The 21,969-nt window shown below is 61.9% G+C and carries 21 protein-coding genes; 19 read left to right on the forward strand and 2 right to left on the reverse strand.

The features are described from left to right. Positions 1 to 136 precede the first annotated feature (136 nt). Complete coding sequence (locus tag INT29_RS14505; RefSeq protein ID WP_193072062.1) at positions 137 to 3,265, forward strand: Rne/Rng family ribonuclease; 3,129 nt, start codon at positions 137 to 139, stop codon at positions 3,263 to 3,265. A gap of 87 nt (positions 3,266 to 3,352) precedes the next feature. Here INT29_RS14505 and INT29_RS14510 read toward each other — a convergent pair whose 3' ends face one another. Continuing rightward, entirely contained in the window at positions 3,353 to 4,222 is an 870-nt protein-coding gene (locus INT29_RS14510) for an SPFH domain-containing protein (protein ID WP_193072063.1), read from the reverse strand. Positions 4,223 to 4,598: 376 nt separating this feature from the next. Between INT29_RS14510 and INT29_RS14515 the strand changes: the two genes are divergently transcribed. The 12 genes from INT29_RS14515 to INT29_RS14570 all read left to right on the forward strand — a co-directional run bounded on the left by INT29_RS14515 (position 4,599) and on the right by INT29_RS14570 (position 14,710). Continuing rightward, entirely contained in the window at positions 4,599 to 6,131 is a 1,533-nt protein-coding gene (locus tag INT29_RS14515; RefSeq protein ID WP_096158687.1) for an alanine/glycine:cation symporter family protein, read from the forward strand. 95 nt (positions 6,132 to 6,226) lie between these two features. Beyond that, a complete protein-coding gene (locus tag INT29_RS14520; RefSeq protein WP_009884166.1) occupies positions 6,227 to 6,541 on the forward strand; it encodes a chorismate mutase in 315 nt (104 codons plus the stop codon). A gap of 175 nt (positions 6,542 to 6,716) precedes the next feature. Then, positions 6,717 to 7,025: a 50S ribosomal protein L21 gene (gene rplU, locus INT29_RS14525; RefSeq protein ID WP_029417392.1), complete on the forward strand. Its 309-nt coding sequence runs from the start codon at positions 6,717 to 6,719 to the stop codon at positions 7,023 to 7,025. Positions 7,026 to 7,038: 13 nt separating this feature from the next. Further along, positions 7,039 to 7,290: a 50S ribosomal protein L27 gene (rpmA, locus tag INT29_RS14530; RefSeq protein WP_009884168.1), complete on the forward strand. Its 252-nt coding sequence runs from the start codon at positions 7,039 to 7,041 to the stop codon at positions 7,288 to 7,290. 82 nt (positions 7,291 to 7,372) lie between these two features. Beyond that, the gene (gene obgE, locus INT29_RS14535) at positions 7,373 to 8,935 is read left to right on the forward strand and encodes a GTPase ObgE (protein ID WP_101638797.1); all 1,563 of its coding nucleotides are present in this window, start codon (positions 7,373 to 7,375) and stop codon (positions 8,933 to 8,935) included. Next, entirely contained in the window at positions 8,932 to 10,098 is a 1,167-nt protein-coding gene (proB, locus tag INT29_RS14540; protein WP_101598506.1) for a glutamate 5-kinase, read from the forward strand. Before obgE ends, proB begins: the two co-directional genes overlap by 4 nt. Before the next feature lie 3 nt (positions 10,099 to 10,101). Further along, on the forward strand, positions 10,102 to 11,391 hold the full coding sequence (locus INT29_RS14545) for a glutamate-5-semialdehyde dehydrogenase (RefSeq protein ID WP_096146468.1): 1,290 nt from the start codon (positions 10,102 to 10,104) through the stop codon (positions 11,389 to 11,391). A gap of 151 nt (positions 11,392 to 11,542) precedes the next feature. After that, the gene (locus INT29_RS14550; protein WP_009884172.1) at positions 11,543 to 11,707 is read left to right on the forward strand and encodes a hypothetical protein; all 165 of its coding nucleotides are present in this window, start codon (positions 11,543 to 11,545) and stop codon (positions 11,705 to 11,707) included. Between the two features lies 1 nt (position 11,708). Further along, entirely contained in the window at positions 11,709 to 12,314 is a 606-nt protein-coding gene (nadD, locus tag INT29_RS14555) for a nicotinate-nucleotide adenylyltransferase (protein ID WP_035279184.1), read from the forward strand. Then, complete coding sequence (locus INT29_RS14560) at positions 12,307 to 13,710, forward strand: hypothetical protein (RefSeq protein ID WP_096146469.1); 1,404 nt, start codon at positions 12,307 to 12,309, stop codon at positions 13,708 to 13,710. Before nadD ends, INT29_RS14560 begins: the two co-directional genes overlap by 8 nt. Positions 13,711 to 13,754: 44 nt before the next feature. After that, positions 13,755 to 14,117 (forward strand): ribosome silencing factor, encoded by a 363-nt coding sequence (gene rsfS, locus INT29_RS14565; protein ID WP_193072065.1) that lies wholly within the window; start codon positions 13,755 to 13,757, stop codon positions 14,115 to 14,117. Continuing rightward, a complete protein-coding gene (locus tag INT29_RS14570) occupies positions 14,114 to 14,710 on the forward strand; it encodes a histidine phosphatase family protein (RefSeq protein ID WP_193072067.1) in 597 nt (198 codons plus the stop codon). Before rsfS ends, INT29_RS14570 begins: the two co-directional genes overlap by 4 nt. Positions 14,711 to 14,728: 18 nt before the next feature. Here INT29_RS14570 and INT29_RS14575 read toward each other — a convergent pair whose 3' ends face one another. Then, positions 14,729 to 15,859, reverse strand: coding sequence for a glycosyltransferase family 4 protein (locus INT29_RS14575; protein WP_096146470.1), 1,131 nt, complete (start codon positions 15,857 to 15,859; stop codon positions 14,729 to 14,731). A 134-nt stretch (positions 15,860 to 15,993) separates the two neighbouring features. On the opposite strand from INT29_RS14575, the gene INT29_RS14580 reads away from it, so the two are divergent. From INT29_RS14580 to INT29_RS14605, 6 genes are read left to right on the forward strand one after another with little or no spacing between them, the layout of a single operon-like run. Further along, the gene (locus INT29_RS14580; RefSeq protein WP_069601340.1) at positions 15,994 to 19,068 is read left to right on the forward strand and encodes a DUF4040 family protein; all 3,075 of its coding nucleotides are present in this window, start codon (positions 15,994 to 15,996) and stop codon (positions 19,066 to 19,068) included. Then, complete coding sequence (locus INT29_RS14585; protein ID WP_009884179.1) at positions 19,065 to 19,397, forward strand: sodium:proton antiporter; 333 nt, start codon at positions 19,065 to 19,067, stop codon at positions 19,395 to 19,397. The genes INT29_RS14580 and INT29_RS14585 overlap by 4 nt, the downstream gene beginning before the upstream one ends. Beyond that, on the forward strand, positions 19,394 to 20,911 hold the full coding sequence (locus tag INT29_RS14590) for a monovalent cation/H+ antiporter subunit D family protein (RefSeq protein ID WP_009884180.1): 1,518 nt from the start codon (positions 19,394 to 19,396) through the stop codon (positions 20,909 to 20,911). The genes INT29_RS14585 and INT29_RS14590 overlap by 4 nt, the downstream gene beginning before the upstream one ends. Beyond that, a complete protein-coding gene (locus tag INT29_RS14595) occupies positions 20,908 to 21,306 on the forward strand; it encodes a Na+/H+ antiporter subunit E (RefSeq protein WP_101598510.1) in 399 nt (132 codons plus the stop codon). The genes INT29_RS14590 and INT29_RS14595 overlap by 4 nt, the downstream gene beginning before the upstream one ends. Further along, a complete protein-coding gene (locus INT29_RS14600; protein WP_009884182.1) occupies positions 21,303 to 21,563 on the forward strand; it encodes a monovalent cation/H+ antiporter complex subunit F in 261 nt (86 codons plus the stop codon). The genes INT29_RS14595 and INT29_RS14600 overlap by 4 nt, the downstream gene beginning before the upstream one ends. Further along, complete coding sequence (locus INT29_RS14605) at positions 21,563 to 21,964, forward strand: cation:proton antiporter (protein ID WP_096162112.1); 402 nt, start codon at positions 21,563 to 21,565, stop codon at positions 21,962 to 21,964. Before INT29_RS14600 ends, INT29_RS14605 begins: the two co-directional genes overlap by 1 nt. Positions 21,965 to 21,969 lie beyond the last annotated feature (5 nt).

Consider the following 21,969-nt stretch of genomic DNA (forward strand, 5'->3'; position numbering starts at 1 on the left):
AAGAAGAGGCAGCACGGAAGGCCTACGCGCTGAGCGCGAGCTGGAAGTGCCATCCACAAGTTTCGGCCCGACTTGGGCCATGCAAGGATCCGAAGATCCGTGAGGTGTGGACGGAGTCTTCGGTCTGGGAGAAATAATGAATGACGCGTCGAACGACGGCAACGAAGGAACAGAGGGCATCCTCGCTGATCTCGCTAATCTGCAGCAGTCTGCGAACACCGCAGACTCCTCTCATGGGGATGTCGACGAAAGCATCAGGGAAAAGCTCGATACCATCGCCGAGGCTGCTGAATCTCTGCGTATTCCTGAATCGAATGATGATGACTCGGACGAGGACGTCGATGACGTTCCCGCACAGAAGTCCGCTGCACCGAAGAAGGCACGCGACGCCGTAGCCAACCGAAGACTCGTATTCGAACAGTTCGTCCGTGAACCGGGCGGGGAAACGCAGAATGCGACGAACAATGACCGGGGGAGCGAAGCGTACGATTCCTCTGACGCTGACGACGATTCCGCAGACGCCGCGACTGACGCTTCTCCAGCGCCGGCCCCAGCTCCTGCATTCGATCCCCGCAACCCATTCGCCGCACCATCGGCGGAGCCCGCACCAGCCCCCACCCCGCGCAGCGCACCCGCCGTGCCCCACGACGGCGGACTGATCTTCCAGGTGCCCAAGGCCGAACTGGCCCAGCCTGTTCAGGTCGAGGACGATAACTACGATTCTGATGACAGCGACGAGGACTACAACGATTCGGGCTACACCGAATCCGAATCATCTGGCAGCGAGAGCAACCGCGGCCAGAGTGACGACTCCGAGGACAACGACTCGAACGATTCCGGTGGCCGTCGTCGCCGCCGCGGCGGCCGGGGACGACGCTCCCGTGGACGCGATGACAACGGCAACGATTCCGACAACGACGACTCGGGGCAGTCCGCACACGATTCCGGCGACGATGATTCCGACTCTCACTCGAACAGTCGTGATTCTCGCTCCGGCAACCGTTCGGACAAGAAGAGTCAGCAGTCGGACTCGAACAAGTCGGACTCGAACAAGTCCACAGATAACAAAGCCTCTGACGACAAGAACTCCGGCCACCAGCCGGATAAGACCAACGACTCCGATGATGACGATAACGACGATGATGATGACAATGGTTCACGTCGCCGTCGTCGCCGCCGTTCACGCTCACGCAGCACCGACAATGACGAAGTGACCTCGTTGAAGGGCTCGACTCGCCTCGAGGCCAAGCGCCAGCGTCGTAAGGAAGGCCGCGAGGCAGGTCGTCGCCGCCCCGTCATCACCGAGGCTGAATTTCTGGCTCGTCGTGAGTCCGTCGACCGGACCATGCTCGTGCGGGAAAGCGGAGAGCAGACCCAGCTGGTCGTGGTCGAAGACGGAATCACCGTCGAGCACTACCTCAAAGAGAACCGCCAGCAGTCCTCTCTCATCGGCAATGTCTACCTGGGCAAGGTCCAGAACGTGCTTCCCAGCATGGAAGCCGCATTCATCGACATCGGCAAGGGCCGCAATGCTGTGCTCTACGCCGGTGAGGTCAATTGGGACGCTCTCGGCATGGACGGCAAGGCTCGTCGCATCGAGGTTGCTCTAAGCCCCGGCGACCCGGTCCTCGTCCAGGTCACCAAGGACCCGGTTGGCCACAAGGGTGCCCGACTGACCAGCCAGATCTCCTTGCCGGGACGCTTCCTCGTCTACGTGCCCGGCAACTCCATGACGGGCATCTCACGGAAGCTGCCCGACGTTGAGCGCAACCGACTGAAGAAGCTCCTCAAGGAACTCGTCGGTGACTCGAACGGAGTCATCGTGCGCACCGCGGCCGAAGGTGCCACGGACAAGGAGCTCAGCAGGGACGTCGAACGACTGGCGAATCGGTGGGAAACAATCGAGAAGAAGTCGAAGTCGACGAAGGTACTGGCCCCTCAGCTCCTCTACAGCGAGCCGGATATGATCGTGCGGATCATCCGCGATGTCTTCAACGAGGACTTCTCGTCTCTGGTCATCGACGGCGACAGCGCTTGGAACACCATCCACGAATATGTCGAGGCGGTGGCACCGGATCTGCTCGATCGCGTTCACCGCTACAGCGAGGACGAAGACATCTTCGACCACTACCGGGTCGAGGAGCAGGTGCAGAAGGCGCTGCAGCGTACTGTCAACCTTCCTTCCGGTGGTTCGCTGGTCATCGACCGGACCGAGGCCATGACGGTCGTCGACGTCAACACCGGTAAGTTCACCGGTTCAGGTGGAAACCTGGAAGAGACCGTGACCCGCAACAACCTGGAGGCGGCTGAAGAAGTCATCCGTCAGGTGCGTCTGCGTGACATCGGGGGCATCATCGTCGTCGACTTCATCGACATGGTCCTCGAATCGAACAGGGACCTCGTCGTGCGTCGACTCGTTGAGTGCCTGGGCCGGGACCGGACCAAGCATCAGGTCGCCGAGGTGACGTCTCTGGGTCTCGTGCAGATGACGCGTAAGCGCATCGGCACTGGACTCGCAGAGTCCCTGGTCAGCGCCGGGGCCGACCTTTCTGGTCGGGGGCTGTTGCTGCCGGGTTCAGAAGAGGACGGTTCGAAGGCCCACCACGGCAATCGGTCCGTATCCAACGACAACTCGAACAGCAAACGTGATCGCAAGCGCCGCGGTGACAACAAGCCGGCGGCGAAGTCCAGCGGCTCCGATATCCAGACCGATACCGCGACCAACGACGCCTCGCGTTCGGCCGTTGCCGCCATCGCAAAGGCCACCCTGAAGAAGGATGAGTCGCAGTCAAAGGACAACGAGAACTCACAGGACATCTCGGCGTCGAAAGGCTCCCAGTCGTCCACGAACTCTGAGTCGTCCAAGGGTTCGCAGGACAATGATTCCGCCGATGCAAACGGCGGTGGCAAATCGGGTCGATCCCGGACACGCAATAACCGTAAACGCTCGAATGCGAAGTCAGAGGGATCATCAGAGCCGACCCTGGACAAGTCCCCACAGGACACGTCCCCACAGAACACGGGCGATCAGGGCGAACCCGCCCAGGAGAAGCCTGCCCGGACGAAGCCTGTCAAGACGCAGAAGCCTGATGTGCCTGCTGCAGAGCTTCCGCTGATGATCGGAGCCGATACCGCTACCAAGGTGGCTAAGGCCGAACCGGTCAAGGCAGCTCCCCGTCAGAAGCCGAAGGCCAAGACTCAGCCGACAGACGAGAAAGCTCATCAGTCCTTGCCAGCCTCGTTCGTCATCATCGGCGAAGACTGAGCACCGTGTCCGCGCTCGTGTGACTGATTTGAGCCCGCGACCACGAGGCGTCCCGCCACTGATCACCATGATCAGTGGCGGGACGTTTCAGTTCTTGGCCTCTTGATTCCGCGTGGTGCTGATGGTCGGCTGGGCGGCCTGATCGCCGCAGAGAACGATCATCAGGTTCGACACGAGATCGCTGCGCTCGAGATGACCGAGCGTGACGATGCCGCGTCCTTCGATCTGCTCGATGGCGGTCTCGACCATGCCGACAGCACCTTCGACGATGAGCTGGCGGGCTGCCACGACGGCTGTCGCCTGTTGGCGTTGGAGCATGGCGCGGGCGATCTCGGCCGCGTAGGCCAGCTGGGTGATGCGCGATTCGATGATGGTCACACCGGCGGCGGCGACTCGCGCTGCGACCTCGCTGGAGAGTTTCGACGTGATCTCATCAGCATTGTCGCGCAGGGACATACGGTTCGGGTCCGAGGAGTCATACGCATAGGAGTTCGCGATGTGACGTACAGCGGTCTCAGCCTGGATGGCGACGAACTCCTCGAAATCATCGACTTCGAACAGTGCCTGAGCCGTGTCTTGGACCTGCCAGACGACCACTGCGCCGATTTCGATCGGATTGCCATCGAGGTCATTGACTTTGAGCGTCGACGTCTCGTGGTTGCGGATGCGCGTGGAGACCTGGATCTTCGAATAGAAGGGGTTGACGAAGCGCAGTCCCGATTGGCGCACTGTGCCGACGTACTTGCCGTAGAGCTGCAGGACGACAGCATTGCCAGGAGCCACGGACGTGCATCCCTTGAACAGGAACATCGCGGCAATGAACATGACGGCACCGAGCACGATGAGGATGACCCCGAGCGCCGCCTGTGCCACTGTCATGATGAGTCCGAACACCGCGAGCAGGAGTGCCAGAATCAGCAGGATGACGCCGCCTACGATGGCGAAGTAGCCCGACACGCCTCCGGCCGAGCTTTCCCTGACACGTTCACCCTCCGCTGACGCAATTCGTGCAGGACGTCCTCGGCCCCGGCCTGGAGGTCCTCCCGGGGGCGCCTGCGGGCCGCCCGGAGGGGATTGATGGGGCCCATTGCCGGGATGCTGTCGAGATCCGCGGTCAGGACGCTGCTGGTTCTGCTGCGGTCCTGGTGGCTGGGCCGGGGGATATCTGTGCTGATTGGGGTTCTGAGTCATGATTTCAGTCTAGGACACAGAATGAGACGTGCATCTCAGAACAGCCCATCAGGTGTGATGTAGGTAACAGTTGGATAACTGTATCCACTACCGGTGCGATAGTGCTTGATACCTTCCTCGGGGTACGGCAGGTTATTGCACCATGAACACTTTGTTATGGGCAGCAGATGCCCCCAAATCTCCGGTTGATGATGCAATCAACTCCTGGTTCGATCCGATCGCCACCTTCTTCGGTGGCATCATCTTCTTTCCCATTACGCTCGGACCGATTTCCTTCCCCTTCGTGGTGCTATGGCTCATCGGCGCGGCTTTAATCTTCACCATCTATTTCGGGTTCATCCAAGCCCGGGGATTCAAGCTCTCGCTCGAAATCATCCGTGGCAAACATTCGTCCAAGAACGACCCGGGCGAGATCACCCACTTCCAGGCACTGGCCTCGGCGCTCTCCGGCACCGTCGGCCTCGGCAACATCGCCGGTGTCGGTGTGGCTATCGCCCTCGGCGGTCCCGGCGCTACCTTCTGGATGATCATCGCCGGCCTTCTCGGTATGTGCACGAAATTCGTCGAGTGCACCCTCGGTGTCAAATACCGAGAGATCGACGAGAACGGCGTCGTCTACGGCGGTCCCTTCAAATACCTGCCAATCGCGTTCCGCAAGTTCTCCAAGCCCATCGCCGGTCTGCTGACCGGAATCTTCGCAGTCTCCATACTCATCTTCGGCGTCGTGGGCGGCGGAATGTTCCAGGCCAACCAGACCTTCGTTCAGGTTCGCACCGCTACCGGCGGCGCAGACGGCTTCCTCGCTGGCCCTGCGGCGTCATTGATCTTCGGCATCATCTTCGCTGGCCTCGTTGGTCTCGTGATCCTCGGTGGAATCCGGTCGATCGCCCACGTGACTGACAAGCTTGTCCCCGCCATGGGCATCTTCTACGTTCTTTCCTGCCTCTTGGTCCTGGCTATCAACTTCGGCCAGATCCCAACGGCCATCGGCCAGATCTTCGACGGAGCGTTCGCACCGCAGGGAGTTGCCGGCGGCATCGTCGGCGTCATGATCATCGGTTTCCAGCGTTCAGCCTTCTCCAACGAAGCAGGCATCGGTTCGGCCGCGATCGCACACTCGGCAGTCAAGACTCGTCGGCCCATTTCGGAAGGTTTCGTAGCACTTCTCGAACCCTTCGTGGACACCGTGATCGTCTGTACCATGACCGCACTGACCATCATCGTTGCCAACCAGCCCTCGTACACCAACGACCTTGGACAGGGTGAGATCGGCGGCGTGGCCCTGGCCTCGGACGCCTTCTCCACAGTGGCTGGCTGGTATCCGGTGCTGCTGGCGATCGCTGTCGCGCTCTTTGCCTTCTCCACGCTAATCACCTGGGCCTACTATGGTGAGCGTGCTTGGGCTTACCTCTTCGGCAAGTCGAAGGGGGCAGTCACAGTTTTCCGTGTCCTCGTCTGCGTGTTCGTGGTCATCGGCTGCATCGCCAGCTTCAGCAAGATTGTGGAGTTCGCGGATGCCGCACTGTTCCTCTGTGCCTTCATCAACATCCTTGGCCTCTACATGCTGATGCCGGTGGTGAAGAAGGAAATGAAGAAGTACCTGGCCGACCGCAAGGCCGGTACGCTCATGGACCCCGATACCAAGGACGCTGTTCCTGTGGAGGAGATGGTCTGAGTTCAGTTCTCCCCTGAGGCCGATCCCGCGAAGGCGCGAGATCGGCCTCAGTGCGTCGTCGGCGGATTGCTTCGAGTCTCGTTAGACTGGAGCACGTGGATCAGATCAACGACAAGACACATGCCCAGGAGCGACTGTTGGAACTGCGCGGAAGCATTGACAACATCGACGCAGCGCTCATCCATCTGCTCGCTGAGAGGTTCAAGCTCACAGAGAGAGTCGGCGAGCTGAAGGCCGACCACGGTCTGCCTCCCGCGGATCCCGAGAGGGAGCGCAGGCAGGTTGCCCACCTCCGCAGGCTGGCCGAAGATGCGCACCTGGACCCGGAGTTCGCAGAGAAGTTCCTGACCTTCATCGTCGCCGAGGTGATCCGTCATCACGAACGGATCGCTGAGACCCGTGAGGCTTGAGTTCGGCACGACGTACGGTTTGCCCAACGATGGTCGAATCCATTAGACTTGACCGTCGGTGCGTGCTGCGCACCACGGCTGGTGATTCCTCTCAATGGGACACCCGGGGAAATCCTTCTTCGGGAGCCAAGGGATCAACCGCCGTTCGTTTGTGTATGAACAGAAAGGGTTCGACATGGTCTATGCCATTGTCCGTGCCGGTGGCCATCAGGAAAAGGTCAGCGTCGGCGACATCATCACAGTTAACCGAATGAAGGCGAAGGCCGGAGAGAGCGTCGAGCTCGACGCCGTCCTCCTCGTCGACGGTGAGACTGTCACGACCGACGTCGATGCCTTGTCGAAGGTCGCTGTCAGCGCTGAGGTCGTCAACGAGCTTCGCGGTCCCAAGATCATCATTCAGAAGTACAAGAACAAGACCGGTTACAAGAAGCGTCAGGGCCACCGCCAGGACCTCACCCGTCTGAAGATCACGAACATCAAGTAAGAGGAGACTTCACATGTCAAGCAAAAAGGGAGTCAGCTCGTCCCGTAACGGTCGCGACTCGAACCCGCAGTACCTCGGTGTGAAGCGCTTCGGTGGACAGGTTGTCAAGGCCGGAGAGATCATCGTTCGCCAGCGCGGAACCAAGTTCCACCCAGGCGCCAACGTCGGACGCGGCGGAGACGACACGCTCTTCGCGCTGTCCGCAGGAGCCGTGGAATTCGGCAAACGCAACGGTCGTAAGATCGTCAACATCGTCGGCGCTTGATCGACTAGTTCTGTTTTTCCCCTGTTAGGGGTCCATGAAGGGTGAGTCTCGAGACTCACCCTTCATCTGATATAAGGACATTATGGCCACCGAGTTCATAGACCGTGTCACAGTCCATCTCTCCGCCGGTGACGGCGGCAACGGCTGCGCCTCGATCAGGCGCGAGAAGTTCAAACCTCTTGGCGGACCTGACGGCGCCAACGGAGGTCAGGGCGGTGACGTCAAATTCGTCGTCGACACCCAGACCACCACGCTGCTGCCATTGCACCACCGTCCGCACCTGACCGCAGACGACGGCGGAATCGGGAAGGGCGATCTGCGTCATGGCGCTGACGGGGGAGATCTCGTCATCGCTGTCCCAGAGGGCACGGTTGTGAAGAGCCAGGACGGCGAGATCATCGCTGACCTCGTCGAACCCGGAACCGAATACGTTGCTGCCGCAGGTGGCCGCGGCGGACTCGGCAACGCGGCTCTGGCATCGTCGAAGCGCAAGGCTCCGGGCTTCGCCCTGTTGGGCGAACCTGGCGAAGCACTGAGCTTGGTGCTGGAACTGAAGACGATTGCGGACATCGCGCTCGTCGGATACCCCTCAGCCGGCAAATCCAGCCTCATCGCCGCTATGTCTGAGGCCAAGCCGAAGATCGCGGACTACCCGTTCACGACACTCGTGCCCAACCTCGGCGTGGTCCAGGCCGGGGATGTGCGCTACACGATCGCCGATGTCCCGGGACTCATCCCGGGTGCGTCGGAGGGCAAGGGGCTGGGCCTGGAGTTCCTGCGCCACGTCGAACGCTGTGCCGCTTTGGTCCACGTCGTTGACATGGCGACGTGGGAGCCGGGCCGTGATCCAGTCTCGGACCTGACGATCATCGAATCCGAACTCGCCGCCTACGCGGTCGACCTCGACGACGGAAGCGGGCTGCTGCCTCTGTCCGAACGTCCGAAGCTGGTGGCGCTCAACAAGGTCGACATTCCCGATGGCCATGACCTAGCCGATATCGTCCGCCCGGACCTCGAAGCCGCTGGCTATCGGGTGTTCGAGATCTCCGCCGTCAGCCACACCGGTCTGCGGGAACTCTCATTCGCCATGGCAGAACTCGTCACCGCTGAACGTGAGCGTCGGGCAGAGTTCGAAGCCACGCCGCAGCGCGTCGTCATTCGTCCTCGGGCAGTCGACGACCGCGGATTCCAGGTGCAGGCCGAAAGCGATGACGACGGTCCTGTCTTCCGGATCCGCGGAGTCAAGCCCGAACGCTGGGTGCGCCAGACAGACTTCGCCAATGATGAGGCTGTCGGTTATCTCGCCGACCGGCTCGATCGTCTCGGCGTCGAAGAATCTCTGTTCAAGGCCGGTGCCAAGCCCGGCGACACGATCGTGATCGGCGGAGATGACGGTGTCGTCTTCGACTGGGATCCGACAAGTGTGGGCGGTGCCGAGCTGTTGGGCAGCCGCGGTACAGACCTGCGTTTGGAAGACGACACACGGTCGACACGCAAGGAGCGCAAGGCGGCATTCCACGACCGCATGGATGCCAAGGCCGCAGTCCGGGCCGAGCAGGAACAGGAGCGTCTTGCTGAGCGCGCTGTCCGCAGCCGGGAAAGCTCGGGCGCGTTCGTCTCCGATGCGGAGTCCGGTCAGGAATGATCGAGAGTTCGTCCTCCGTAACTGAGAACCACCCGGTGCGCACGGATATCGCCACGGCCCGGCGCATCGTGATCAAGGTCGGCTCCTCGTCGCTGACGACCCTCGACGGAGGTTTGGACGAGGCGAAGCTGATTGCACTGACCGATGTCATCGGTGCCCATCGTGCCGCAGGTCATGAGGTCATCCTCGTGTCCTCCGGTGCGATCGCCGCCGGACTCGAACCCATGGGGCTGTACAAACGGCCACGTGACCTGGCCACACAGCAGGCTGCGGCCGGAGTCGGCCAAGGTCTGCTGATGGCCGCCTACACTCGGGCTCTTGGTCGCTACGATCTGGTCCCAGGACAGGTCCTGCTCTCCGCCGATGATCTGATCCGTCGCACCAGATACAAGAACGCCCAACGCGCCATCGACAAGCTGCTTGCGCTCGGGACCTTGCCGATCGTCAATGAGAACGACGCTGTGGCGACCGAAGAGATCCGTTTCGGCGACAATGATCGCCTTGCCGCTCTCGTCGCACATCTCTCACACGCCGATGCTCTCGTGCTCCTGTCCGACGTCGACGCCCTGTACTCCGGGCCGCCGAATCTGCCTGAATCGGTGCGCATCGAACGCGTCTCCAGCATCGCCGACCTCGGGGACATCGCCATCGGCGGAACCGGATCGGCCGGCACGGGAACCGGGGGCATGGCGACGAAGGTCGAAGCCGCGCTGATGGTGGCCGACTCAGGGATCCCAGCAGTACTGACCTCCGCGGAGAAGGTCTCTGGAGTGCTCGGCGGTGAACATGTGGGCACCTGGTTCGCCGTGACGCACAAACGGCGCGGGACCCGGCTGCTGTGGCTGCGGCATCTGGCTCGCACCTTCGGCTCGGTGACGATCGACAAGGGCGCCGAATCGGCAGTGCTCTCCAGAGGAACCTCCCTGCTGGCTGCCGGAGTCACAGGTGTCACCGGTGACTTCGAGGCGGGTGACCCCATCGAGATCAGAAGCCTCGACGGCACGGTCATCGCCCGTGGAATGACCAACTTCTCAGCCCATGAGCTGCCCGCGATGTTCGGCTTCTCCACGGACGAACTTGGCACCCGACTGGGAAATGATTACCGTAAAGAGGTCATCCATCGCAATGATCTCGTACTCACTCACGTGAGCGGGGGGAGATAGTCCATGACCGCTGTATCCGAGATACACCCGAAGACCGTCCGGGGTGTGACGAGAGTCGTCCGCAACGCCAAGAGCGCCGCAGCTCACTTGGCCACCTCGTCGACGGCAGAGAAAGACGCCGGTCTGCGCGCGATCGCAGATGCTCTGAGTGAGAATTCAGACCGAATCGTCAAAGCCAATGAAGTCGACATCGCCGCCGGTATCGACAACGGGATGAACGCCGGTCTCCTCGACCGACTTCGACTCGATCATGATCGCATCGAAGCCATCGCCACATCGGTCGGAACGATCATCGATCTTGACGACCCCGTGGGCAACGTCGTGGTCGGAAGGGTCCTGCCCAACGGCATCCGTCTGACCCAGAACCGTGTGCCGATGGGCGTGATCGGCGCGATCTACGAAGCTCGCCCCAACGTCACCGTCGACATCGCGATCCTGGCACTCAAGGCCGGCAACGCCACTGTGCTGCGCGGAGGCTCCGCCGCACAGAACACCAACACTGAGATCGTCTCTGTGCTGCGCAAAGCCGTGGAGTCGGCAGGTCTTCCCGCAGATTCGATCAACGGAATCGACCAATACGGACGCGACGGCGCCACAGTGCTCATGAACGCGCGTGACTACGTCGACCTCCTCATTCCACGAGGCGGTGCCGAGCTCATCAACACTGTGGTGCAGGAATCGCTGGTTCCGGTCATCGAAACCGGAATCGGGAACGTCCATATGTTCATCGATTCATCCGCTACGGTGAAGAACTCGGTCGACCTCGTCGTCAACTCGAAGACGCATCGACCCAGTGTCTGCAACTCGTTGGAAACTCTGCTGGTTCATGAGAAGGCAGCCAAGCGCGTCCTTCCCAAGATCCTCGACCGACTCGACAAGGCCGGGGTCGTTCTGCACGCCGACACCACCGTCGCGGCACTGGCACCAGAGACGATGAAGGTCAAGCGCGTGTCTCGACGCGACTGGGCGAAGGAATATCTGGACCTCGAACTCGCGGTGAAGGTCGTGTCGGGAATCGACGAAGCCATCGAGCATATCCGCGCCTATTCCTCCGGCCATACCGAGGTGATCGTGACCAAGGACCTCGACAACGCCGAGACATTCGTCACAGCCATCGATGCCGCAGCGGTCGGAGTCAACGTCTCCACACGATTCACCGATGGGGGAGAGCTCGGCTTCGGCGCCGAGGTCGGTATCTCAACCCAGAAGCTCCATGCCCGTGGACCCATGGGCGTCGAACAGCTGACGACCACGAAATGGGTCATGATAGGCAATGGACAGATCCGGAACTGACACGGCCCAGGTCAGAGAGCGCCGACGGCGAACTCCGATCACGCTCAACCTCATGTCGATGTCCACTTGTCCCACAGTTCATGAGAAACTGAAGCCATAAGCACTGTGACGCAGACACACCGCGTCAGCATCACTGATAAGGAGAGAACACGTGAATGCAGCACTGTTGACCACCGTCGCCGAAGGCGCGGAGAAGGCAGCCCACCACACCGAATTGCCGATGGACCCGATCTTCTTCGGACTCATCACCCTCGCGATCTTCCTCTCGATGGCAGCAGTGACGCGGTCGTGGAAGGGCATCTCCAACCGCCACTGATATGGCAAAGCAAACACGCAGGGTCGGTGTCATGGGCGGCACCTTCGACCCCATTCACCACGGTCACCTGGTCGCCGCCAGCGAGGTGCAGTCGACCTTCGATCTCGACGAGGTGGTCTTCGTGCCCACCGGCCGTCCGTATCAGAAGGACGTCGAAGAGGTCACCAGCGCCGAACATCGGTATCTGATGACAGTCATCGCAACCGCGTCCAACCCGCGCTTCACCGTCTCCCGGGCCGACGTCGATCGCCCGGGGCCGACCTACACGATCGATACGCTTCGTGACCTGGCCAGAAGCTACGGAACCGGCACAGAGATGTTCTTCATCACCGGCGCGGACGCTTTGGCTCAGATTCTGACGTGGAAGAATGTAGATGAGCTGTTTTCCTTGGCTCACTTCGTCGGAGTGAGCCGACCGGGACACGAACTTCGCAGTGAAGGTCTTCCGGTGGATCGATTGAGCTTGGTGCAGATTCCTGCACTGTCGATCTCTTCCACGGATTGCAGACTACGGGTGATGGATGGGGCGCCTGTCTGGTATCTCGTACCGGATGGGGTCGTTCAGTACATCGCGAAATACGAGTTGTACAGGAGTGAAAATGGCTGAGGAGCAGTTCACGTCACGTCGCGCCAGGCGAGAAGCCGAGCGGCTGGCTGCAGAACAGGCGTTCGAAGCACGAGAGACACCTGAGCAGCCGAGCGAACCGTCACCGACCAATCGGGCCGAACTGCTGAACCAGCCGCCCGCACCCGCTCAGGCGCCGGAGCCGCGAACGACGACGCCCGAGCCAACGCCGACCGGATCGGAAGCGGAGCCTGGTGAGGTCACGGACCAGCCGCAGGAATCACAAGCTCCTGTCGACACCGAGGACCGCCTCGACCCGCAACGAGCCCCACTGCCTCATTTCGAATCACGCACCGCGCGAAAGAAGTACCTGCGCGACAACGGGCTGTCCCTGGAAGGCGACGTCTCCACCGGCGCGATTCCGGTCATCGCCGGGCCCGAGGAGACAGCAGAGGACGAGACCTCCCCAGAGGGTCCGGACAGCGCAGCTGTCACCGACAGCGATTCCGTTGATGCGGCAGGATTCGGCGGATCGGCTGATGAAGTCGCCGCACGAGACTTCGAAGCTCCCGTCACCGCCGATTCGGCCCCCCGTCCCACCGCTCTCGACGATGACCCACAGGACGCACTGTCCCAGCCGATTGAGCAACTGGACGTCGAAGAGCCAACGGCAACACCTATCGCAGGAACACCTGCCCCCGGAGCCACCTCGGCGCCGAAGCAGCACGAGGTTCCCGCTGCCGAAATCGCTTCAGCTGAGACAGCCGACTCCGCGACAGCGGCGCCCGAGCAGCCCGCACACGGGGACCGCGATGAGCGTGTCGACGCCGATGCGCTCACCGATGAGACCGAGGAAGAGACCGGCGAGACGAGCCGTTCACGACGGATGCCCATCGTGAAGCCGCCGAGCAGCTCGGGAGTGCGAGTCGTCACGGCTGCCTCGGCCCAGATTCCTGCAGTCGACGACGCAGACACCAGTACCGATGCTCGCCCGGGATCCGGCGGGCCGAATACGAACCGTTCGGACTCGAATGAGGCACGGGACTCGAACGAGACGAGGGACTCGAAAGTCGATTCCTCGGCTCCTGGCACGCCGGGCACCGGAAGCACCGCGAACGGATTCGCCCCTGTTCCCGAGGCACAGTCCGCGGAAGAGTCTTCGACCTCATCCGATGATGCCGCCCGCGCGCTGGCAGCCAATCCGGAAACACGTCCGATGGAGACCGTGCCAGAGGCCTGGGCACTGCCCAACTCTGACTATGAGGACGAAGAGACCGAGAATCCTCCGGGAACGCGCATCCGCGCCAGCGAGGTCACCGGTCACGACGGTCGCATTCTTGTTGGCGAAGAACCATCCAAAGTACCCTATGTAGTGCTGGGTGTCGCTGCGCTCTTCGCAGTCGCACTCATCGTCATTGCACTGGTCATGTTGCTGTAATCATCTGAAAGGCTCTTGTGAGCGAGATCGTTGAATCAACCCAAATGCTGAGGACCGCCGCACGTGCGGCGGACGACAAGCTCGGCACCGATCAGGTGGCTCTTGATGTGAGTGCCACTCTCTACATCACTGACGCCTTCCTCATCATCTCAGCGGAGAACGATCGGCAGATCGGATCGATCGTCGACGCTGTCGAAGAAGCTGTGCAGACGACCTACGGTCGCACACCCCTGCGTCGTGAAGGCCGGGGGAGCGGTGATTGGGTGCTGCTCGACTTCGGCGACATCGTCGTCCACGTCTTCTCGCCCGAACAGCGCGAATACTACGCGCTCGAACGTCTGTGGAAGGACTGCCCGGTCATCGATCTGGAGCTGCCGGAACATTCCGGCGCCGACGGCGCTCGATGACCAAGACTGTCATCTTCTGGCGCCACGGCCAGACGGACTACAACGTCGAACGTCGGTTCCAGGGACAGTCCGACATCCCCCTCAACGAACTCGGTCGGACACAGGCAGCGCAGGCAGCGAGCTACCTCAGCGAGCTGGCACCTGAGCTCATCGTCTCCTCCGACCTGTCACGGGCTGCTGACACGGCCGACGAACTGGCTTCACGTCTGAACATCCAGGTGACCCGCGATGACCGTCTGCGGGAGACTGCCTTCGGCCAGTGGGAAGGCCACACTCGCGACGAACTCAGCACCACCTGGCCCGACGCACTCGAACAATGGCTCAGCGGAGCCGATATGAACCCTCCCGGCGGGGAATCACGATCCGAGTCAGGCCAGCGCGTCGCCTCGGCGATCACCGAGATCGTCAATGGAACTCAAGCACAGACGATCGTCATCGTCGCTCACGGCGCGGTCCTGCGGGCAGCTGCAGAACTGCTGCTCGGCATGGACGGGCCCGGTCGTCTGGCTGTCCTCGGCAACTGCGGACACGGGGAATTCGCGTTCACCGGAACCAACTGGATCCTGCGCAGCTGGGGCACTGTTCCTTCCTGACACGCGCGCCCACCGGGCCTACTGTCGCAGTGCGTGCACCTGGCGGATCATTCCTATCAGCGCCTGAGCCGATGAGTTCCAGTCGAAAGACGTTGCCTGCTTCTGGCCCGCAGCAGAGAGCTCTGACCACAGCTTCGCATCGGTGAGGCGAGCGATCCCAGCCGCCACGTCACCGGCATCATCGGGGTCGAAGTATACGGCGGCGTCCCCGGCGATTTCGTGGAAGATCGCAATGTCCGAGATCGCCACCGGCACACCCTGGGCCATCGCCTCGATGACGGGGAGTCCGAATCCCTCTTCCTGAGACGCCGTGACCAGAGCGGTCGCACCCTCGAGCAGCGCAGCGTATTCCTCATCGCTGACACCTCGGTGGAAGATCACCTTCGCCCGGTCAGGGATGAGAGCTCGCAGCGCGGCCTCGCGCCTTCCGTCGATGCGGCTGGCAATGTGCAGGGTCCACCCCGGCAGGTGCTGCAGCGAACCGATGAGGGTTTCGACGTTCTTATACGGCAGGAACGAACCCATGTAGACCAAAGACCGTGCATCGTGTCGGTTCACTGACCTGGATCCGGCAACAGCAACCTCGGCGGCATTGGAGACCACGGTCACCGGCTTCGACGACAGGCGGTGATCGGCGATGAGCCCCTTCGTCGTCTGGCTCACCGCTGCGATCGCGTCGGCGCGACCCAGCAGCAGTCGCTGCGGGGCAAAGCTGAGGTGGTAGGCCCGCCACAGCAGTCGCACAGCTGCCGGGAGATCTGCCGGGGGCAGGGGATGCGAATAGTAGATGAGGTCGTGGACGGTGAGAATGAGCCCGTAGCGGCGTCCCGTGGACCCCATGACCTGCATGGTGGAGAAGACGACGTCGGCGCCGAGGTCGTTGAGCTTCTTGGCGATGACGACCTCCTTTGCGGAGGTGGGGGAGTTGAGCTTGACCCACCGGCATTTCGGCAGAAGAGCGAGCTGATCTTCGTCACTGATGATCGCAGTAACCTCGATGTCAGTTCCGGCAACGGCGTTGAGCAGGGCCTCAAGCAGGCATGAACCATAACGGGAGATGCCGTCATGATGTGTTGTGCGGGTGAAGCGAGCATCGAAGAACACGCGGATCGTGTCGCTCGTCCGAGGGCGGCCTGTGCTTTTGCTCATGGAACTCCGAGTCGATAGTCTGATCATCTGTAAGTCTGCGTCTGCCAGAGTCTGCCAGAGACTGCGTTCTTTTTGTCGAAGGGTCAGTGAGTGAAGGAAGCATCACCTGCGTCCGGGGCCCTGAGGTCTCGACCATGATCCTAACGGTTGTCGCTCTCGCCGCCCTCATCATTGTCACACCCTTCATCACGCGTGTGCTGGGCCGGGCCAGTGGTTGGCTCCTGGCCGCGGCCTACCTGGGCATCGCAGGCCTGTTCACCCCCACCGCCGCCGAGGTGATGGCCGGGTCCACCCCGGAAGTGAGCTACCAGTGGATTCCCACCTTCGGTGTCGACCTGGCGCTGCGCGCCGACGGCATCGGCGTCATCTTCACCTACATCGCGCTGATCATCGGGGCCGTCGTCTTCGTCTATTCGACCGGATACCTGGAACGTGGACGGAACACGAGCTTCTACTGGCTGATGGTGATCTTCACCTTCTCGATGGTCATGCTCGTCCTCAGCAACGACCTTCTGGTGCTCTTCGTCTGCTGGGAGCTGACCTCCCTGGCCTCGTTCTTCCTCATCGCCAGGTCCGGCTCGCCCGGTCAAGCGCCGGCGCTGCGCACCATGTTCATCACCTTCATCGGCGGATTGTCCCTCCTGGTGGCCACCGGTGTGATCATCGCAGTGACCGGCACCACGAACGTTCACGAGGCACTGAGCTCGCCGGTCTGGTCAGCCCAATCGCCGGTGACGAGCTTGGTCGCAGTCCTCATCGCCGTTGCAGCGATGACCAAGTCGGCTCAGTTCCCGTTCCACTCGTGGCTGCCCGATGCGATGGCCGCTGCTACTCCGGTCTCCGCGTATCTGCACGCGGCCGCCGTGGTCAAGGCCGGCATCTTCCTGCTGTTGCGTTTCACCCCGGCATTCCATGCCACGCCGGCGTGGAACACTCTGCTCATCGTCGCCGGTCTGATCACTGCCTGCATCGGCGGGTGGTTCGCCCTCAATCAATACGACGTCAAGAAGCTGATGGCCTATTCCACGGTCTCTCAGCTGGGACTCATCACTGCGGTGATCGGCATCGGCTCCGAGGCAGCGATCGCCGCCGCGACGTTGCACGTCATCGCCCACGCCCTCTTCAAATCCGGTCTGTTCATGATGGTCGGCGTCGTCGATCACCTCGCCGGAACCCGCGAACTGACCCGAATTCCACAACTGATGCGCGCGGCACCGGCATCGTTCATCGTCATGATCGTCGGCTGTGCCTCCATGTCGGGCATACCGCCGCTGCTCGGGTTCGTGTCGAAGGAGGCACTGTTCACTGCCTTCGGCGATACTCCCGGTTCTGCCTGGACCGGGTGGGCGGCTCTGCTGGTGGCCGTCGGTGCCTCGGTGCTCACTTTCGCCTACTGCGCGAAGACCGTGTGGGGTGCGTTCATCGACGGCAAGCCTGTGGAGCGAGCGCGTCTGGGTCACGGTTCTCCGGTCATGCTTATTGCCGCCGCGGTGCCGATCCTCGCCTCGCTTCCGCTGAGTTTCGCACTGTTCGTCTTCGACAACCCCATCAGCCAGGCGGTCAGGGCTGCCCTGTACGAATCAACGGGTTCCGTACATCTGGCATTGTGGCACGGGGTGAACGTCGAACTCATCGCTTCACTGCTGATCATCGCGATCGGTGTGATCATCATCCTCAATCGGTCCCGCGTGTTCGTCTTCTTCCACCGCGCCACCCTCGGCTTCGATGGAGCCGACGTCATCAACGGTCTCACCTGGGCCCTGCGCAGGGCCGGCCGAAGCCTCGGCGTCTTCGTCAAGCCGATGAATTCCGGTCCCTACCTGGCAATGTCGCTGGGCGGTCTCGCCGTGCTCGCCTTCACCGCGGTGCCGATCATCTATCCGGAGCTGCCTCCGCTGCAGGAAGGTCTGTGGCGTCCCATCGACATCGTTCTCCTTGTCCTTATCACCATCGCCGTCCTCGTCGTCTGCACCTCGCATTCGCGTCTGACCACGGTCGTGGCCCTCTCCGGAGTCGGCATTCTGGCGACCGTGCAGATTCTGGCACTCGGCGCCCCGGACGTCACCCTTACCCAGCTGTTGGTCGAGGCGATGACGATCATCGTCATCATGCTGGTGCTGCAGAAGCTCCCGCGTTCGTTCTGGAGATATCCCAAGCGTCTGCAGGCCACACGGGCGATCTTTGCGATCATCGTCGGCCTCGCAGCGACGGTACTGACTCTGGCTCTGAATGGACGCCGAGAACGGTCCGACCTCGGCCAGTTCTATATTGAGAACGCCCCCGACATCAGCGGCGGACACAACATCGTCAATACCATTCTCGTCGAGTTCCGTGCCCTGGACACACTCGGAGAGCTCACCGTCCTCGGCATGGCCGGGATCGCGATCGTTGCGGTGATGTCGACGGTCAAGGACAAGTTCATCGACCCGCCCGCCGAGAACATTCCCGAACCCCCGCGGCAGGCCTGGGTCTCCATCCGACCCCGCGGCACAACCGCCTATCGAGCCGTCCATGAGGCCTGGCCCAACGTGATACCGCCTAAGCTCACGATCAAGATCCTCGGCCCCCTGCTGGCGATCACCTCACTCGTGATCTTCTGGCGCGGACACAACGAACCCGGCGGAGGCTTCATCGCGGCGCTGGTCGGTTCAGCGGTCATCGGACTGCTGTACATGTCGACGGCCAAGGACCGAGCGATCGGTCCGCCGAAGGCGCCGCTGTACCTGATCGGGTTCGGTGTCGCCACTGCGGTGGCCACCGGCTTCATCGGTCTCATCTTCGCCGGCTCGTTCCTCGAGCCGATGCACGGCTACTTCCTCGGGCAGCACTTCACAACATCGATGATCTTCGACCTCGGGGTATATCTGGCGGTGGTCGGACTGATCCTGCTGTCGTTCAACATCCTCGGCGTCTCGGACTCTGCGGCCACGCCCGCTGGCGACGATGTTCTCACCAATGGCATCATCCATCGTGACGTGGAACTGACCCGCGAGCGTGCCGACGAACTGATATACGGAGAGCTGAGCGGACCGATGGACGCGATCAGAGGGGAACGTCCGACTCACGAACGTCGATCAAGGGCCGGCAACCCCGATGCGAAGGTCAAGGCCTCATCAACGCATATCCTGCACGGCGATGCGCCCATAGAGCGGTCGAGCGACACTCAACCGGATCAGCCACCAACAGATGCACAGGAGGGTGCGAAATGATCCTTGCCCTCACGATCGGTGTGCTCACCGCAGGCGGCGTGTATCTGATGATGCAGCGATCCATGGTCCGAGGCGTCTTCGGACTGACACTCATCTCCCATGCTGCGAACTTCATCCTGCTCTCCGCAGGAGTCAGCGCCTGGCGAGTCGAGCCCTTGAGCAATCGCGGGGACCAGAGCGTGGCAGCCGACCCGTTGCCGCAGGCCTTCGTTCTCACCGCCATCGTCATCACCCTGGCGGTGACGATCTTCATGCTTGCACTCGCCGTTCTCGGCCACGACGATGATCAGAGACGGGCCCCTGAGACCGGGGAGGAGCGCGAATCATGAATCCGGCACTTCTCCTACTGCTTATCGGTGTGCCATTGCTGGCATCAGCGCTGAGCGTGCTCATCACCTCACGCACCGTCGATCGCGTCCTGCTGCTGGCGGCTCCGAGCTTCGTCGGCATATTCGGCGTCGTGCTGCTCTTCGTCCACCAACATGAGCCGGTTCTTGCCCACTCTGTGGGCGGCTACGTCCCCGGGTTGGCGATCCCGTTCGTTTCCGATACATTCACCGCTCTGATGCTGGTACTGACGTCCGCCACCGCTATCGCGAGCTGCATCTTCCTGATCACGACGGGTGAGGACCAGTACCGTTTCGTCCCTGCCCTGATCCTGATGATGCTCACCGGCGTCTACGGTGCACTGCTGACAGGGGACCTCTTCAACTTCTTCGTCTTCGTCGAGGTCATGGTGCTGCCGGCCTACGCACTCATCGCGGTCACCGGAACCTGGCGCCGCCTCGGCGTGGGTCGCATGTATGTCATGGTCAACCTCCTGACCTCGACGATCCTGCTCATCGGTGTCGGCTTCGTCTACGGAGCCACCGGCACCGTGAACATCGCGGTCCTCGCCGAGATGGGGGCACCGACCGGGCAGGGGGCTCTGGCCATCGGCGTCGTCCTCTTCGCGCTGATCATCAAAGCCGGGGGCGCACCCTTCCACGGTTGGCTGGTGCGCAGCTACCCGAACACCTCGGCCGGAATGATGTCGTTGTTCTCAGGTCTGCACTCGAAGGTCGCCCTCTACGCGATCTACCGGATCTACACCACCATGTACGGCGAGCCTGCTGCCTGGGTCAACGTCATCGTCATCATCGCTTTGGCCAGCATCATCATCGGTTCGCTGTCCGGAATCGGGCAGAACAGGGTCCGCAATGTCCTCGCCTTCCAGATGACGAGCGGCGTCGGACATATTCTGCTTGGTGTTGTGCTTCTGACCTCGACGGCGTTGGGCGCAGGAGCCTTCTACATGGTCCACCACATGATCACGATGTCGGGCCTTCTGCTGATCATGGGAGCGGTCGAACAGACCTACGGCAGCGGCTCGTTCAAAAAGCTGACCGGGCTGGCCGGCAGAGAGAGGTGGGCGACGATCCTGATGGTCCTCGGCCTGTTCTCACTTATCGGCCTCCCACCGACCTCCGGACTCTGGGGAAAGGTCGGACTCATCACGGCCGCCACCGGCAGCGGAGATGCACTGGGCTGGTGGCTGGTCGCGGCGATCGTGATCGGAGCGGTCATCAGTCTGCTCACTCTCCAGCGCATGTGGCGCAACACCTTCTGGGGACCGCCGATGCAGACGTACCGCCCCGATTCGGCTGAGACCGGCCGCGCCCCGGCCGAGCCCATTCCGAACAGCGTCCGGATTCCCGCACGCCTGCTGGTCCCGGGTACGATCATGATCGGAGTGTCCGTGGCCATCTTCGTCTACCCCGAGCCGCTGTTCGAGATCACTGCCCGCGCCGCGGCTGGGCTGCTCGACCACAGCGCCTACATCGAGGCGGTGACGACGCCATGATGCGATTCGTCCACGGCATCACCTACCTCGCCTACATCGGCTGGGCCATCGTGACCGGGTCGGCGACCATCGTCACCCGACTGTTCCGGCCCGGTCAGTACGCGCAGCCGATGATCGTCGAGGTCCCGTTGAGGTGCGTCACCGACCTTGAGGTAACCATGTTCGCCTCGTCGATCACGATCACCCCCGGAACCTTGGTCACGGCCATTGCCGCAGGTACCTCCACACAGCCGCCGGTGCTCTTCGTCCATGCCCTGTTCGAAGATTCCGAGGAATCCGCATTGGAGGGCCTGTACGACATGGAGTCGCGTCTGCTCGCGATGACGCGAGGCCGGGCTCCAACGACTGCCGCAAGCACCGTCACCGAGGTCGAACACGAGGAAGGAAGCCCATGACCATCGTCGTCAGCATCTGCATCATCATCCTCGCCGCGGCTGTCATTGTGGGCCTGGTCCGCGTGCTGACCGCCAAGGACCTAGGTTCACGCGCGATCGTCAGCGATCTCATGTACTTCTCCGCCATCGGCATGCTCACCATGTTCGGAATTCTCGTCTCCTCCTCGATCATCCTCGACGCGATCTTCCTGTCGTCCATGGTCGGCATTCTTGCCACCATCGCACTGTCGCGGATCCTCACGAGGGGGTTGCGTTGATGAATGATGCTGTGGCAACCACTCTGGTCGGTATTCTCGGGATCACTGGCTCCCTGCTCATGCTGTTCTCCGCAATTGCGATGTTCCGGGTACGTGACGCTTTGTCCCGGATCAACGTGTTCTCACCGGCCACGGGCCTGGGGATGCCGTTGATCGTCGCGGCCGCCTACGTCTATGACCTTCATTCGGAGGGATTCAGCTGGGGCTCGCTGCTCATGGCCCTCATCGCCGTGCTGTGCCTGATCATCGTCTCGTCCGTGGCCAGCAACACGCTTTCGCGAGCCAGTGTGCTCTCCGGGCAGCCCGTCTACCGCAAGACAGCGCCGAATCGGTTGGCCCGCCCACCAGCAGGCATCGTTGACGACGACCCCGACTATCCTGATCATCCGAGGGCTTCCTGATCATC

This window comes from Brevibacterium sp. FME37 (genome assembly GCF_014897485.1).
In the GTDB taxonomy this organism is placed as follows: Bacteria; Actinomycetota; Actinomycetes; order Actinomycetales; family Brevibacteriaceae; genus Brevibacterium.

Excerpts from the sequence above, each read along its gene's own strand:
- INT29_RS14505 (WP_193072062.1), top strand. The coding sequence starts at position 137 with ATGAATGACGCGTCGAACGACGGCAACGAAGGAACAGAGGGCATCCTC.
- INT29_RS14515 (WP_096158687.1), top strand. The coding sequence starts at position 4,599 with ATGAACACTTTGTTATGGGCAGCAGATGCCCCCAAATCTCCGGTTGAT.
- rplU (WP_029417392.1), top strand. The coding sequence starts at position 6,717 with ATGGTCTATGCCATTGTCCGTGCCGGTGGCCATCAGGAAAAGGTCAGC.
- rpmA (WP_009884168.1), top strand. The coding sequence starts at position 7,039 with ATGTCAAGCAAAAAGGGAGTCAGCTCGTCCCGTAACGGTCGCGACTCG.
- obgE (WP_101638797.1), top strand. The coding sequence starts at position 7,373 with ATGGCCACCGAGTTCATAGACCGTGTCACAGTCCATCTCTCCGCCGGT.
- proB (WP_101598506.1), top strand. The coding sequence starts at position 8,932 with ATGATCGAGAGTTCGTCCTCCGTAACTGAGAACCACCCGGTGCGCACG.
- INT29_RS14545 (WP_096146468.1), top strand. The coding sequence starts at position 10,102 with ATGACCGCTGTATCCGAGATACACCCGAAGACCGTCCGGGGTGTGACG.
- nadD (WP_035279184.1), top strand. The coding sequence starts at position 11,709 with ATGGCAAAGCAAACACGCAGGGTCGGTGTCATGGGCGGCACCTTCGAC.
- INT29_RS14560 (WP_096146469.1), top strand. The coding sequence starts at position 12,307 with ATGGCTGAGGAGCAGTTCACGTCACGTCGCGCCAGGCGAGAAGCCGAG.
- rsfS (WP_193072065.1), top strand. The coding sequence starts at position 13,755 with ATGCTGAGGACCGCCGCACGTGCGGCGGACGACAAGCTCGGCACCGAT.
- INT29_RS14570 (WP_193072067.1), top strand. The coding sequence starts at position 14,114 with ATGACCAAGACTGTCATCTTCTGGCGCCACGGCCAGACGGACTACAAC.
- INT29_RS14575 (WP_096146470.1), bottom strand. The coding sequence starts at position 15,859 with ATGAGCAAAAGCACAGGCCGCCCTCGGACGAGCGACACGATCCGCGTG.
- INT29_RS14580 (WP_069601340.1), top strand. The coding sequence starts at position 15,994 with ATGATCCTAACGGTTGTCGCTCTCGCCGCCCTCATCATTGTCACACCC.
- INT29_RS14585 (WP_009884179.1), top strand. The coding sequence starts at position 19,065 with ATGATCCTTGCCCTCACGATCGGTGTGCTCACCGCAGGCGGCGTGTAT.
- INT29_RS14590 (WP_009884180.1), top strand. The coding sequence starts at position 19,394 with ATGAATCCGGCACTTCTCCTACTGCTTATCGGTGTGCCATTGCTGGCA.
- INT29_RS14595 (WP_101598510.1), top strand. The coding sequence starts at position 20,908 with ATGATGCGATTCGTCCACGGCATCACCTACCTCGCCTACATCGGCTGG.
- INT29_RS14600 (WP_009884182.1), top strand. The coding sequence starts at position 21,303 with ATGACCATCGTCGTCAGCATCTGCATCATCATCCTCGCCGCGGCTGTC.
- INT29_RS14605 (WP_096162112.1), top strand. The coding sequence starts at position 21,563 with ATGAATGATGCTGTGGCAACCACTCTGGTCGGTATTCTCGGGATCACT.